This window comes from Gilliamella intestini, from assembly GCF_900094935.1.
GTDB lineage: Bacteria > Pseudomonadota > Gammaproteobacteria > Enterobacterales > Orbaceae > Gilliamella > Gilliamella intestini.
Genome location: NZ_FMBA01000002.1, coordinates 12,313 through 27,277, shown reverse-complemented (window position 1 = coordinate 27,277; position 14,965 = coordinate 12,313). Strand labels below are relative to the sequence as shown.

General features: G+C 34.8%; 11 protein-coding genes and 1 riboswitch. All 11 genes read left to right on the top strand.

Going from position 1 to position 14,965, the window contains the following annotated elements:
- Window positions 1–45: 45 nt before the first annotated feature.
- Window positions 46–90: riboswitch (PreQ1 riboswitch) on the top strand.
- A 3-nt stretch (window positions 91–93) separates the two neighbouring features.
- The 11 genes from queF to GA0061080_RS00600 all read left to right on the top strand — a co-directional run bounded on the left by queF (window position 94) and on the right by GA0061080_RS00600 (window position 14,882).
- Window positions 94–567: a preQ(1) synthase gene (queF, locus tag GA0061080_RS00650; RefSeq protein WP_091119316.1), complete on the top strand. Its 474-nt coding sequence runs from the start codon at window positions 94–96 to the stop codon at window positions 565–567.
- A gap of 27 nt (window positions 568–594) precedes the next feature.
- Complete coding sequence (gene queC / locus GA0061080_RS00645; RefSeq protein ID WP_091119312.1) at window positions 595–1,251, top strand: 7-cyano-7-deazaguanine synthase QueC; 657 nt, start codon at window positions 595–597, stop codon at window positions 1,249–1,251.
- 45 nt (window positions 1,252–1,296) lie between these two features.
- The gene (locus GA0061080_RS00640; RefSeq protein ID WP_091119309.1) at window positions 1,297–1,977 is read left to right on the top strand and encodes a 7-cyano-7-deazaguanine/7-aminomethyl-7-deazaguanine transporter; all 681 of its coding nucleotides are present in this window, start codon (window positions 1,297–1,299) and stop codon (window positions 1,975–1,977) included.
- Window positions 1,978–2,835: 858 nt separating this feature from the next.
- Complete coding sequence (locus GA0061080_RS00635) at window positions 2,836–7,986, top strand: alpha-2-macroglobulin family protein (protein ID WP_091119305.1); 5,151 nt, start codon at window positions 2,836–2,838, stop codon at window positions 7,984–7,986.
- A gap of 120 nt (window positions 7,987–8,106) precedes the next feature.
- Window positions 8,107–10,404: a penicillin-binding protein 1C gene (gene pbpC / locus GA0061080_RS00630; RefSeq protein ID WP_091119301.1), complete on the top strand. Its 2,298-nt coding sequence runs from the start codon at window positions 8,107–8,109 to the stop codon at window positions 10,402–10,404.
- Between the two features lie 19 nt (window positions 10,405–10,423).
- Window positions 10,424–10,846: a nucleoside-diphosphate kinase gene (ndk, locus tag GA0061080_RS00625; protein WP_034911074.1), complete on the top strand. Its 423-nt coding sequence runs from the start codon at window positions 10,424–10,426 to the stop codon at window positions 10,844–10,846.
- A 189-nt stretch (window positions 10,847–11,035) separates the two neighbouring features.
- Window positions 11,036–11,869: an ABC transporter substrate-binding protein gene (locus GA0061080_RS00620; RefSeq protein ID WP_439330210.1), complete on the top strand. Its 834-nt coding sequence runs from the start codon at window positions 11,036–11,038 to the stop codon at window positions 11,867–11,869.
- Between the two features lie 2 nt (window positions 11,870–11,871).
- Window positions 11,872–12,597, top strand: a complete 726-nt coding sequence (locus GA0061080_RS00615) for an amino acid ABC transporter permease (RefSeq protein WP_091119295.1) — start codon at window positions 11,872–11,874, stop codon at window positions 12,595–12,597.
- A gap of 6 nt (window positions 12,598–12,603) precedes the next feature.
- Complete coding sequence (locus GA0061080_RS00610) at window positions 12,604–13,269, top strand: amino acid ABC transporter permease (protein ID WP_091119291.1); 666 nt, start codon at window positions 12,604–12,606, stop codon at window positions 13,267–13,269.
- Between the two features lie 249 nt (window positions 13,270–13,518).
- Window positions 13,519–14,172, top strand: a complete 654-nt coding sequence (locus tag GA0061080_RS00605) for a YjfI family protein (RefSeq protein WP_091119287.1) — start codon at window positions 13,519–13,521, stop codon at window positions 14,170–14,172.
- 17 nt (window positions 14,173–14,189) lie between these two features.
- The gene (locus tag GA0061080_RS00600; RefSeq protein ID WP_091119283.1) at window positions 14,190–14,882 is read left to right on the top strand and encodes a PspA/IM30 family protein; all 693 of its coding nucleotides are present in this window, start codon (window positions 14,190–14,192) and stop codon (window positions 14,880–14,882) included.
- The last annotated feature ends 83 nt before the right edge of the window (window positions 14,883–14,965 follow it).

Sequence of the window (14,965 nt, the reverse complement as noted above, 5' to 3'; positions counted from 1 at the left end):
ATCCTTACTAGACTTTTTTATTAAAAAAGAGTATGGTGTGCGCCTTGTTACGTGGTTCGTGAACCTCCCACGCTAAAAAACTAAGGAAAAATAATGAGTAAAATTACACTACTAGGCGATCAGTCTGTTCGCTATCCAACAACCTATTGTTCTGAAATACTCGAAACGTTCGATAATAAACACCCAAATAACGATTATTTTGTTAAATTTAATTGCCCTGAATTTACTAGCCTTTGTCCTATTACGGGGCAACCTGATTTTGCGACAATTTATATTTCGTACGTGCCCAATATTAAAATGGTCGAAAGTAAATCGTTAAAACTCTATCTGTTCAGCTTTCGTAATCATGGCGATTACCATGAAGATTGCATTAATATCATTATGAAAGATCTGATTAAATTAATGGATCCTAAATATATCGAAGTCTGGGGAAAATTTACTCCTCGAGGTGGTATTTCGATTGATCCTTATGCCAATTATGGTAAATCAGGTACTCATTGGGAACAAGTTGCGGCTAATCGATTAGCCAATCACGACATGTATCCAGAAAAAGTGGATAATCGCTAATTTAATCTATCCTAACAGGAACAGTTAATGCAAACTCGTAAAGCACTAGTTATATTTTCTGGTGGGCAAGACTCAACCACTTGCTTATTGCAAGCCATTGCTGATTATGGACGTGAAAACGTTCAGGCAATCAGTTTTCATTATGGTCAACGTCACGCAATAGAGCTTGAAAAAGCCAAATGGATCGCTGATGATCTTGGCATTGAGCAAACTGTCATTGATACATCAGTTATCAAGCAAACTACAAATAATGCGTTAATTGATGACGCTCAAGAAATTAAAGCAGCTCAAGATGGCGATTACCCCAATACCTTTGTTGATGGGCGTAATATGCTTTTTTTACTTTTAGCCGGCTGTCATGCCAAGCAGCAAGGAATTTCTGACATTATTATTGGAGTTTGTGAAACCGATTTTAGTGGTTATCCAGATTGCCGTGATGTCTTTATTAAATCAATGAATGTATCAATGAATTTAGCCATGGACTATACGTTTAATCTCATCACACCACTGATGTATTTGACTAAAGCGCAAACGTGGGAAATGGCTGATAAACTAGGTTATCTTGATTATGTTCAAAAACATACCCATACCTGTTATTACGGTGTAGAAGGGGGATGCGGTAAGTGTCCAAGTTGTTTACTGCGCAATAAGGGCTTACAAGAATATATGGCTCAAGATAAATAAATTAATTCATCATTGGGTTCTCTCACCCCATTAAAAAGGAAAAAGATGTACTTAAATGTTCATTCAGAATCAATAGAAAAAGGCTTTACCCGTAAACAAAAGCAAAAAGCGCTTTACTGGTTGGCTTTTTTTCACATATTGGTTATTGCTTCAAGCAATTATTTAGTCCAAATCCCATTCCAAATTTTTGGTTTTCAAACTACTTGGGGGGCATTCACTTTTCCGTTTATCTTTTTAACTACCGATCTGACTATTCGAATTTATGGTGCAAGTTTAGCCAGAAAAATTATTTTTGTGGTAATGATCCCCGCATTGTTATTTTCATACCTGATTTCGGTACTATTTTTTGAAACCCATTGGGTTGGATTATCAGCATTGACGGAATTTAATAGCTTTGTATTTCGAATTGCATTGGCAAGTTTTGCCGCTTATTTAGTTGGTCAACTAATGGATATTACTGTTTTTAACTATTTAAGAAAAAACAGATCATGGTGGGTTGCCCCAACTGCATCGGCAATATTTGGTAATGGTATTGATACTATTGTCTTTTTTGCTATCGCATTTTATCAAAGTAACGATGAATTTATGGCCAATCATTGGATCGAAATTTCGTTAATGGACTATAGTTTAAAAATTCTAATTTGCGGATTATTCTTTTTACCACTTTATGGTGTCATTCTGAATTTTATCCTAAAGAAGTTAGTTGCAATACCTAAAAGCAACTAATTATTATAATCAATCTTTTATTTAATTACCTTAATAAACATAAAACTCATTAATTATTTTAGATGAGTTTTATGTTTAATTTTGAAAAATTATTTATAAAAATTTAGTTATAGCATTTATTTTTTGTTTTTCACGAAAAAATAAAATTTTTAACAGATTAAAACTTTCACTCAAAGTTTAAGTAACAGCATTCTTAATAAAGTTTTGCAAAAAATCGCCAAAAAACTAGCTAACTATTTTTTAAATGGTTATACTTTGTTCTTAATTTTAGTGTACGGTCGAAGGGTAATTAACCAAAAAATAAAGCCCTAGTCGTAAGAAGGGTGTTTAGCAGGCAAGACCTGGCAAACCTTGCGCTCTAATGACTGAAAGGTCCATAACACTACAAGATAAATATGGCAACCTTTTTATGGCGCCAGAATGTGTTGACAATTAAGCTAGATTAGCACGCCAAACAGGGATATTTTGTAATATAACTGTTTTGTTCATTCAAAAGCCAAAACGCCCGAAACCAACTAGAACTGATTAAACCTACGAAAATATATAAATAATTGATTTAAATGAAAAATAAAATCAATATTCTATTTGAAGGTTTTATGGAAAACACATTAATTTTTCATAATATCCAAGTTTGATGTTGTCTAATCTAACGTTAATCTAGCTGATCCCCAAAATAATCTTTTAATAAGTATTAAAACCTATTTAAGAAATTCACAAAAAACATTGATTTTATTTTTTAAATTCTCCAAATACGCTCAAACTTTCTTTACCAAAAGGTAAATTGCGGTGCATAATAGGCGACCAAGATACAATTAAAAACAACAATCACACATAATAATATAAGGTAGAGGTAATAAGATGGGATTGGTAAAACATTTAGCTGTATTTAGCCTGCTGTTAGCATTAGCGGGTTGTGATAATAAAAACGCTGAGCAAAATACAAGTGCTGAACAGGTGACAACGCAATCAGAAACAAAAGTGATTGATAATACAGCAACTGATATTAGCAATCCTAGTGATGACGGTAATATCGTACAAAATGAATCATCAAAACCAGCCTTTAACCCCACGTCAGAATTAGTTGAAAAGTACCGCGGTAAACAGTTAACTGTTATTGATAGTTCAGAAGTCATTCTTGATGGTTCAAGTACTTTAGTTATTACCTTTTCAGTTCCTTTAAATCCTAAACTCAATTTTTCTAATTTACTTCGTTTAGTTGATCGCCAAACAGGCAATGTTGACGGGGCTTGGGAGTTGTCGGATAACGGATTAGAATTAAGACATCGCTATCTTGAACCAAATCGTCAATTAGAACTCACCATTGATAAGATGTTAACAGGCATTAATGGCAGTAATTTAGATTGGGTCTATCAAACTAAAATTAAAACTCAAGATCGTAAGCCAATGGTTGGGTTTGCTAGTAGTGGCTATTTGTTGCCAAGCAAATCAATGAGCGGTTTGCCTGTAGTTACTCTTAACGTTGATAAGGTTGATGTTAACTTTTTTAGAATTAAGCCTGAAAAGCTGTCCGATTTTATTACTAGTTATGGTTTTATTAAACAATTGTCAAGTTGGGACTCTAAGGATTTTCAACAGTTTGCTGATTTAGTTTATACGTCTCGCTTTGATTTAAATCCAAAACGTAATTTGCAAGAAACAGTATTACTTAATTTATCATCCATTTCACCATTGCAACAAGAGGGTGCTTATTTTGCGGTGATGAGTAAAGCGGGTAGCTATGATTATTCAAATCCTGTGTCTTTATTTTTCGTTAGTAATATCGGCGTTTCGGTGCGTGATTATCATTATGGTTATTTGACGATCATGACGCATACTTTAGATGATGGTAAACCGCTTTCAGATATTGATATATCGGTATTATGTAGCAAAGGAGTTCGCGATAGTAATAAGGACTGTAGAACGATTTCAACAAAAACCGATGAAAACGGTTATGCCGAAGTAATGTTGCCAGATGATATGAAATATGCCTTGCTGACAGCAAGCGATGACAAGCAAATTTCTTTGGTTGATTTGGAACATGGTGCGTTGAATTTAAGCGAATATAATTTAACGGGCTCTCCTTCTTATCAAAATCAATTATTTGCTTTTGGTTCTCGTGATTTATATCGTCCAAAAGAGACAGTCTATTTTAATGCACTTTTGCGTGATGCCGATGGTCAGCCATTGCCTGCTCAACCGATTGTGGTTGATGTTATGTCGCCCGATAATTTAGTCGTTGACAATTTTACGGTTAAAGAAAATGCGGATTCAAGCGGTTTGTATCAATGGAAATATTTTATTCCAGCAAGTGCGGTAACTGGTAAATGGGCGTTTCGTTTTGATGTAGGTAATATTGGTTACCATTATGCTTATTTTAATGTGGAAGACTTTTTGCCAGAACGTATGGGGATGGAAATCACGACCGCATCCAATAAGCCTATTATGCTTGATAAACGTGTCAATTTTGATGTTAAAGGTTGGTATCTTTACGGTGCTCCAGCAGCAGGAAATAATTTAGAAGGTAATATTTATCTTAAAAAAATTGATTCAATACCTGAACTTGCTGATTATAAAATTGGTGATGTGACTGACAATAATATAGCTAGACAACTAGATAATATTGAGACGACATTGGATAAAAATGGTAATGCACAAGTTGGAATTGATACTAGCGATTGGGGTAAGTTGAGTTCGCCAGTTAATGTGGTTTTACAAGCAAGTTTGCTTGATTCTGGTGGTCGCCCTGTGACTCGTTATGCAAGCCAAGCGATTTGGCCAAGCGTTCAAATGCCAGCTGTGCGGGCGTTGTTTTCTCAATTGCCTTATTATGATTGGTCGACAGATCGATATGAAAAAAGCCCAACGGTTGATAAAGGTGATAATGCTGAATTTGAAGTGGCTTATGTCAATCGTGATGGACAAAAGCTGGCTGCTAGCCATTTAAAGGCAAGGATTGTTCGTGAGCGTCGTAATTACTATTGGAGCTGGTCTAGCGATTCAGGATGGCATCAAGAGTACAATTCGAGTGAATTTGTTTTGCAAGAGCAACCGCTTTCTATTGCTGAAAATGGTATTGCTAAAGTTTCTTATCAAACCAATGATTATGGTTTTTATCGTATTGAGGTGGTTGATACTAAAAGTAATGTGATAAGTAGCATACGTTTTAGAAGTGGTTATAATTGGGAAGACAATACTAATGGTACTAATTCAGTTCGTCCCGATCAAGTGAAGTTAAGTATTGATAAAACAGCTTATTCAATTGGTGATACCGCTAAAGTTCATGTACAGGCTCCTGTTGCAGGATCGGGTTATATCTCGCTTGAAACTAATGACGGTATATTGTGGGAGGAAAATATTACCGTTGATGATAATGGTCTTGATGTTGATATTCCAATTGAAGATTGGGGGCGTCATGATATTTATATTAATGCGATGATTATTCGTCCATCAACCGATGCTGCGGTGCAGACAATTAAACGAGCTATTGGTTTGCTTTATCTACCAATTGATACTTCTGATCGTCAATTAAATGTCAATATCGAAGCACCGAAAAAGACAGAGCCTGAAAAAACCATTCCAATAAAAATTAAATTGGATAAAAAATCAATCCAGAAAGATCGTAAGGTAACGGTGTTGGTTTCGGCTGTGGATTCTGGCGTGTTGAATATTACCAACTTTGTTACCCCTGATCCTTATAGTGCGTTTTTAGGTCGTAAACGTTATAACGTCGATATTTATGATGTTTATGGTAAGTTGATTGAAGGTAAAGGTCGTAATGTCAATGTGAGCTTTGGTGGTGATGCAATGCTTGGTGCTAGCGCTAACGGTAAAAAAGCATCAAATGATGTCAATATTGTGGCTCAACAATTGCAAACTATTAACCTTAATGATGACGGTGAAGGCGTTGTTGATCTTACTTTGCCTAATTTTAATGGCGAATTACGCATAATGGCTCAAGCGTGGGATGATAGCCGTTTTGGTAAGGCCGAACAAACTATGCTCGTTGCCTCGCCAGTCGTTGCTGAATTATTGACACCGCGCTTTTTATCGGGTGGCGATAAGGCTAACTTGGCGTTAGATTTAAATAATCTAACCGAAAAAACGCAAACAATGCAGATCGAGGTGTCTACTGATGGTTTGGTTCATCAAGATTCATCTAAAGTAACAACATTAACATTAAATAGTAAGCAAAGACAGATTATTCAAGTGCCAATCATGGCCGATTATGGTTATGGGAAAGGTTCTGTTACCATTAATGTTAAGGGTATTTTGTTAGAAGATGGTTCTGAGTATCAGATCAAACGATCTTGGAACATTGGCGTTAGACCTGCTTATGCCGCAACCACACGGTATTATTCTGTAGCAATCAATGGTGGTGAAAGTTGGTCATTACCAGAAGGTAGTATTGTTGATATGATTGACAATACCGTTGATGGTAAATTAATTGTATCAAATGTGCCTCCACTTAATATTGCTCAATATATTAAAGAGTTATTTGCTTATCCATATGGTTGTTTAGAACAAACTATTAGTGGTTTAATGCCATCGTTATATGTAAACCAAGAGCAGCTTTCTGCATTGGGGATTAAAACTGAATCAGATGACAAACGACGTGAAAAAGTGCAATTAGGTATTTCGCGTATTTTATCAATGCAACGTAATAATGGTAGTTTTGGTTTATGGAGCAAAGACAGTGCCGAGGAATATTGGTTAACTGTGTATGCGACTGATTTTTTAATCCAAGCAAGTGAGCGTGGTTATAATGTCAATAATAAAGCGCTTGATGCAGCAATTACCCGTATCAGCCAATATACTTATGATGCCAATGCATTTAATAGTTTACAAAGCTACTATGAAAATTCACAAGTAAGCTATTATACGCAATTTGCAACTAAAGCTTATGCTTTAGCTGTGTTGGCAAGGCAAAATAAAATCACTGTGCCTATGCGTAATGAAATTAATCGAATGCATCAACAGATCACTGAGAGTGATTTTAAGGTATTGTCACCATTACCTGTTGCTCAGTTAGCGCTTTCTGCTAAGCTGGCTGGTTTTGACAATATCTATAATAATTTGATGCCTCGAGTATTTACAACAAATTATGATAATCGCTATTCTTGGTTAGGCGAATATGGTAGTGCTATTCGTGATAATGCATTAGTTTTATCTTTATTGGTAGAAAATAATTTAAGTGTTGATAAGCAAGCTGATTATTTAATTCAGTTATCTGATTTGCTTGATGATACTCGCTATTTTTCAACTCAGGAACTTAACGCATTATTTGTGGCTGGCTGGTCATTAGAACAACATAAATCTTCACATAAATTTAATGTTGTGATCAACGAACAGTCAAATGAGGTTGATTCGACTTTATCACGCTCTTTTGGTTTTGATAATTTAGCCAATAGATTAACGATTTCTAATCCAGAAAATGCACAACCACTTTATATAAAATTCACCGTTTCAGGTTATGGCAAGAAAGCGCCAACACCAACGAGTGATGAAAATATTTTAACTATCAATCGTTCTTATTACGATTTGAAAGGTAACAAAATTCAACCTGATCACTTGAAAGTGGGTGATTTAGTGGTGGTATTATTGGATGTTCGAGCACATAAAGAAGAAGTTCACGATGCGTTAATTGTTGATTTTTTACCTGCTGGACTTGAGTTAGAAAATCAAAATCTCACAAATAGTAGTGTAAGTTTACAGGCAATACCGGAACTTGCCAATTTGTTAAAAGATGAAGATAGCAATGATATTAAATATCAAGAATTCCGTGATGATAGATATGTTGCAGCTGTTGATATTAATCACTATGTGAGCGATGGTACTTATCGATCGCAGGTTGCTTATTTGGCTAGAGCAGTGACGGCAGGTAATTATATGATTCCATACCCTTATGTTGAATCTATGTATCGGCCCGATCGGTTTGCAATTGGTCAATCAATTGACTTAATGTCTATTGTTGAGCGTAATGTAGAGCCCAATGAACCTAAACAACAATAGCTAGTATGTATTAATTAAATTTGATTTTTACAATGTAAACAAATTAATTAACCGCTAACAATTGTTAGCGATTAATTAATTTATACTGAAACATAGTGTTACCTGAAACTTTTTGACAAAATGAAAAAGCGCCTACTTAAAATTCTGGCTTTCTTATTTTTTTCTATCCTTTTGTTATTAGGTAGCTTTTTTGTTGCCGATTACTTTTATCCTTTATCAATAACAAAAAATAAAACGACACAAACAATTCTTGCGCAAGATGGTACACCTCTGTGGCGATTTGCTGATGAAAATGGTATTTGGCGGTATCCTATCAAATTAGATGAAGTCCCCAATGATTACCTTGATGTGTTATTAAATTATGAAGACCGCCATTTTTATGATCATTTTGGTATTAATCCTGTCTCTTTATTGAGAGCAGCTTGGCAAAATATCACCAATAAAAGAATTATTTCAGGTGGTAGTACTATTTCGATGCAGGTTGCAAGATTGCTTTATCCACACGATCGCTCCATGGCAGGAAAGTTACAACAAATATTTCGAACACTACAACTTGAATTACATTTTACAAAAGATGAAATTTTAACTTTATATATTAATCGAGCCCCATTTGGCGGGACAATCGAAGGCTTAGGAGCTGCTAGTTGGTCATATTTTGGTAAAAAGCCTAAAGCGTTAACACGTAGTGAGGCGGTTTTATTGGCCGTATTGCCACAAGCACCCAGTCGTTTGCGTCCTGATAGGTACCCCGAACGAGCCAAACAAGCACGCGACAAAGTTCTAGCAAGATTGGCCCAATATCAGGTATGGTCACCTGATATTATAGAGCAAGTTCGAAAAGAAGAAGTATGGGTTTATCCACGTAAAAAACCACAATTAGCTCCTTTATTAGCTCGAAGATTAAGTCAACAATATCCTGATGTTGATATTATTCGATCAAATATTGATCTCTCTCTTCAGTATAGCCTTGAAGATATTGCTGCTAATCGTAAAAATCAGTTACCTGCCAAAAACTCACTAGCTATATTAGTTGTCGATCATACGGATATGTCAGTAAAAGGTTATGTTGGATCGGTTGATTTTAACGATAAAGATCGATTCGGTCAGGTCGATATGATAAGTTCGCTTCGATCTCCTGGATCGACATTAAAGCCTTTTATGTATGCTTTAGCGATTGATGACGGCATGATTCATTCTGAATCGTTATTGCAAGATACACCTAGAATCAGTTCTGATTATCGACCTACAAATTTTGATGAAGATTTTTATGGACCGATAAGCGCCTCAGATGCATTAAAGAATTCATTAAACTTACCTGCTGTTGAGTTAATTGAGCTTTATGGACCAAAACGATTTGCCGGCAAGCTGTTTAGTATTGGCTTACCGCTTCAATCAAAAGGTAATGATCCTAATATATCGTATATATTGGGCGGTGCGTCGTTAAGAATGGATAATTTAGTTAGCGCATATAGTGCCTTTGCTCGCCATGGGCAAGTAAGCCCTTTGCGATTTACGCAAGCAGCTCCCTTACTAAGCAAGCCATTTATTAGCGATGGAAGTGCATGGATCACAAGACAGATGCTAGTTAATAATCATCAGCTTGCCTATAAAACAGGCACTAGCTATGGATATCGTGATGCATGGGCAATTGGGGTAAATCCTCGCTATTTGATTGGCATTTGGGTCGGTCGTCCTGATGGAACGCCCGTTGTTGGTCAATATGGCAGTCTTACAGCGGTGCCGATACTACAACAAGTTAACACGTTATTATTAAATAAAGAGCGGCGAATAAATCGTCCACTTCCCTTAGTAACTAAACCGACAACAGTAACCTTAGAAAAAATTTGTTGGCCATCAGGACAAAAGTTACCTGCAACTGATGAAAACTGCCATCGTCAAAAAAATGCATGGATATTAAATAATATGATACCACCAACACTTGATACGCTAACGGCACTTAATAATAATATTTATCGTTCAGGGTGGGTAACTATTTGGGTAAATGATGCTGGCAAACGTGTGTCAGCAGACTGTAGCAATGCACATAAAAAACAGGTTGCACTTTGGCCAATAGCTTTAGAAAATTGGCTACTACCCAAAGAACGTCGGCAATCACTAATTCCTGAAGTTGATAATCATTGCCCAGTGTTTGGTAAAGATATCTTTTTGCCACTCAATATTATTGGATTGCAAGATAAGCAATTGGTAAAACGATTACCAGGGCAGCAAGATGTCACTATCGATCTAACTCCACAAGGTGGCGTTGGTGAAAAATGGTGGTTTTTGGATGGTAAACTTATTGAGAAAACGTATGGCGATCAAAAGGTAGCTTTGACAGTTACTCATAAAGGTTTACATCATCTATTTTTATTAGATCAAAGTGGACAAATTTTACGAATGACATTTACACTTGACTAAACCAACAAGGAGCAAACCTATGGCTATTGAAAGAACCTTATCTATCATCAAACCTAATGCCGTTAAAAAACAATTGATTGGTGAAATTGAAACCCGTATTAGCCAAGCAAAACTTAACATTATTGCCTTAAAAATGCTTAGATTAACCAAAGAACAGGCAGAAGGATTTTATGCTGAGCACCAAGGTAAATCATTTTTTGATAAGTTGGTTAAATTTATGATATCTGGGCCGATAGTTGTTCAGATTCTGGAAGGCGATAATGCCATTAAACGTTATCGAGAATTGATGGGACCAACTGATTTATCTAAAGCAGCCGCTGGCACTTTGCGAGCTGATTTTGCTGACAGTATGACCGAAAATGCCGTACATGGCTCAGATTCTCTAACCTCGGCTGAAAAAGAAATTGCTTATTTTTTTGTTGATAGCGAGATAGTAGGGTAAATTAATATTGTTAAATAAATCAAAATAGTGATATAAGCTGTTTTAGCTTGTATTAGTTTTCCTAGTGTTATTAATCGAAAATTGTCACATATAACTTTAAGTTATAACCATGTGAGTATTTGTTATTTATTTATTTGATTCTTTGTTGCTAGACTTTAACGGTACATAACATAACCTTTATTAGGGAGAATCAGGATGAAATTGTTGACTAAATCACTAACAGTGGTCGCATTAATAAGTAGTATGTTAGGTGTAAATTCAGCTTACGCAGACCGCCTTGATGACATCGAAAAACGTGGGGAAATCAAAATAGCGGTATTTGATAGTAATCCGCCATTTGGTTATATTGACGAAAAGACTAATAAAATTGTTGGTCTTGACGTTGATTATGCAAATGAAATCGGTAAAGCACTCAATGTTAAAGTTGATCTTGTCCCAACCAATCCAGCCAATCGAATTCCATTATTAACATCCCAAAAAGCTGATTTAATTGTAGCTAATTTTACCGTTACTGATGAAAGAGCAAAAACCGTTGATTTTAGCCTTCCTTATTTTGCGACTGGCCAGAAATTTGTAGCAAAAAAAGGAGTATTGAAATCAGCTGATGATTTGAAAAATATTCGTATTGGTGCCGATAAAGGTACAGTCATGGAAATTACATTGCGAGAAAAATATCCAACAGCTAAAGTAATTTCTTATGATGATACACCATTTGCGTTTGCAGCATTACGTAATGGTGTTGTGCAGGCAATTACTCAAGATGATGCAAAATTAATCGGTCTATTAGCGAATTTACCAGAAGAACAGCGAGCTGTATTTGAAATTTCACCATTTAGTATTACTCAAGAATATCAAGCTGTTGGTATACCAAAAGGCGAAACTCGTTTAAAAGATAAAGTGAATCAAATTTTGTTAACACTAGAAAAAGATGGTGAAGCATTAACGATTTATAATCATTGGTTTGGACCTGAAACTCCATCAGCGATGCCTCGTGGTGATTTTAAAATTGGTAAAGGTCAGTAGTTATGTATGAGCAATTACTTGAGCTTCGTTATTTGTGGTGGTTGTGGGATGGTTTTTTAGTTACGTTAGCTATTTCATTGCTAACCATCATATTTTCAACATCACTAGGTTTTTTGCTGGTTATTGCTCAACAAAGTCGAATTAAAATTATTCAAATTATAGTAATGGGGTATAACGCAATTTTTCGTTATTCTCCGTTATTGCCTCAACTCTTTTTTTGGTATTTTGGTGTGGGTAATTTATTACCAATAGAATTTAAATTATGGTTATTTGACGAACCGCAAATCCAGTTGCTGTTTTTTTCACTGAAAATGCCGTCATTTGAATTTATAATCGGTTTAGTTGGTTTAACTTGTTATTCCAGTGCTTTTATTGCCGAAGAATTTAGAGCAGGTATAGCTGGTGTAAGGCGGGGACAAGAACAGGCTTCATTGGCATTAGGTTTAAATTGGTGGCAAAGTATGCGATTTATTATTTTGCCACAAAGTTTTCGTATTGCATTTCCGCCTTTGATTGGTCAGTACATGAATATTATCAAAAATTCGTCGTTAACAATGGCTATTGGTGTGTTAGAGCTTTCTTATGTATCGCGTCAAGTTGAAACCGAATCATTAAAAACCTTTCAAGATTTTGCTATTGCAACTTTATTATATATTTTGGCGATAGTGATTGTTGGAACTTTGGGTAATATTTATCAAGCAAAACGATTGCAAATAGGTAAGGTGTAATCATTTATGGAGCTTAAAGGTTTAGAGGTTATTTACCACAATTTCAGTTATATGATGTGGGGAAATTTTCCCGGAGGAATTTTTTTAACGCTGTTAATGAGTTTTGCCGCAATTATATTTTCAACTTTTTTGGGTATTCTTGCTGGAGTCGGGTTGACTGTCTTAAAAGGAGTTATGCGTTATTTTTTAGTTGGTATACTTGGTTTTTTAAGAGCTATTCCTGTCATTATGCTTATTTTCTGGACTTACTTTCTTCTACCTGTGTTACTTAGTTTAGATGTGCCAGCAATTGCAACGGTAATATTTGCTTTATCCTTGATAGGCGCTGCATACATTGGACATTCAGTTCATGCAGGTATGATTGCTGTGGCTAAAGAACAATGGCAAGCGGCGTTTTCATTAGGCTTAACTAAAAAGCAAGTTATTATATTTATCATATTACCACAAGCCCTTAAAATGATGTTGTCGTCTTTTGTAAATCAATGGGTATCACTGATTAAAGATACTTCGTTAGCCTATATTGTTGGAGTGGCGGAATTTACTTTTATTGCAACCCAAATTAATAATCGTAGTATGATTTATCCAACAGAAATCTTTTTATTTGTTATAGTCTTTTATTTTATCATCTGCGCCTCGCTTGATTTTGCGGTTTCGATTTTACCAAAATTATGATTATTTTGTTCTAAATAATATATAGGAAAATGCTAAGTTATTTACATTTCATGATTAAGAGAATTATCTTTCCCGGTAAAAAGCAAGCTTTTTATGTATATGTATTATCATAGTTGCTTAAATGATTGTGAATAATGTAAGTTATTTCTATATTTAACTAGACATGAAATTATTACATGTGATATTTACATGTAATAATTTTATGTTAATATAGACCATATTAATGATTACATTAAATACCAAGTATCTATGAAAAGGACAAAAGAGCCTAAAAGCTCAGCATTTTATCAACAACAATATAGACAACGCTTACGTGAACTAGGATTTATAAAAAAAGAAATTTGGATTTTACCTGAAAATACAACTAGATTACTTGAAATTGAAAAACAATTTCGTCTACCAATAATAAATAGCACAAGTGTTAATAAGAAACAGGAAAACAATGAAATGAAAAAAAATGAAGTTTGGTCAATTACCGATCTTTATCAGGCTTTGCATGATTCAGAATTATTTAATCAAGGCTTTGCCAGTGTTGAAATTATCGACGGGGTTGATGCTTGTTTGCATATCACTATGCATAAATATGGTGATCTTCCTTTATTTTTAAGTGTTTCAAATCTGCAAATAGTTGTTGAGGCGCTACTTTGGCCTGTTGATATCGTTACCCAACCGAGTCAATTTAATGAAGAAGTATTGTGTACTCGAAAACTATTTCCATTATCAACAATTGCGATAGAAACAACAGGTGATGGTTCATTAAATTATATTATGTACGGAGCATTGAGTGCCTCTTCGTTATTAAGTAACATTATTTATGAATTAGAAACTTTATCGGATAATGTTATTAAAGCTACCGAAGCTTATGAACAGCATATTAACTTTAACAAATTGAATCAAAATTGATAACAAGGAGATTTACAATGGTTATCTTCAAGAAACTTGTTACAGCACTTCGTGGTGGTGTTAATGAAACGGGTGAAGCAATTATCGATACGCAAGCTTTACGCATATTGGATCAAGAAATTCGTGATGCAGATGCTGAATTAAAAGAAGCTAAAGAATCATTGGCAAACATACTTGCTCAACAAAAATTAGCAGATAAAGAAGTTGAAAAAACTCAAGCAGAAATTACTGAGTATGAAAATTATGCAATCAAAGCATTAGAAAATAATAATGAAAATTTAGCTTTAGAAGTTGCTGAAAAGCTTTCTGTTCTTGAAACTAAATGTAAAGATCAAAAAGAACAAGCAATATATTTTGCTGAAAATGTAAAAAATTTACGCCAAACAATATCACAAACAGAAATTAATATTTGTAATCTAAAACAACAAGTAGATATTGTAAAAGCTACAGAAAGTGTTCAAAAAGCACAATCAGCAATTGCTCAACGTTATGGTAATTCAACAACCAAATTACAAACAGCCTTAGATTCTTTAGAGCGAATCAAAAAACGTCAAGAACAAACGGCTGCAACGCTCGAAGCAAAAAAAGAATTATCGGTATCTGAAAATCAAGATTCACTTGATCGTAAACTTGAGGAGGCAGGAATAAAATCGAGCAATCAAAATGCCGCAGCAATTTTAGCCAGATTAAAGGAAAAACAAACGAATTAAATTTTTAGGTTTTATTTTTTTAAGTTAAAATAACCGAATAAAAATATAATAATAGCTAGCCAGTTATAATAACTGCTTAAAAA

Coding starts and splice junctions, on each gene's coding strand:
- queF (WP_091119316.1), top strand. CDS start 94: ATGAGTAAAATTACACTACTAGGCGATCAGTCTGTTCGCTATCCAACA.
- queC (WP_091119312.1), top strand. CDS start 595: ATGCAAACTCGTAAAGCACTAGTTATATTTTCTGGTGGGCAAGACTCA.
- GA0061080_RS00640 (WP_091119309.1), top strand. CDS start 1,297: ATGTACTTAAATGTTCATTCAGAATCAATAGAAAAAGGCTTTACCCGT.
- GA0061080_RS00635 (WP_091119305.1), top strand. CDS start 2,836: ATGGGATTGGTAAAACATTTAGCTGTATTTAGCCTGCTGTTAGCATTA.
- pbpC (WP_091119301.1), top strand. CDS start 8,107: ATGAAAAAGCGCCTACTTAAAATTCTGGCTTTCTTATTTTTTTCTATC.
- ndk (WP_034911074.1), top strand. CDS start 10,424: ATGGCTATTGAAAGAACCTTATCTATCATCAAACCTAATGCCGTTAAA.
- GA0061080_RS00615 (WP_091119295.1), top strand. CDS start 11,872: ATGTATGAGCAATTACTTGAGCTTCGTTATTTGTGGTGGTTGTGGGAT.
- GA0061080_RS00610 (WP_091119291.1), top strand. CDS start 12,604: ATGGAGCTTAAAGGTTTAGAGGTTATTTACCACAATTTCAGTTATATG.
- GA0061080_RS00605 (WP_091119287.1), top strand. CDS start 13,519: ATGAAAAGGACAAAAGAGCCTAAAAGCTCAGCATTTTATCAACAACAA.
- GA0061080_RS00600 (WP_091119283.1), top strand. CDS start 14,190: ATGGTTATCTTCAAGAAACTTGTTACAGCACTTCGTGGTGGTGTTAAT.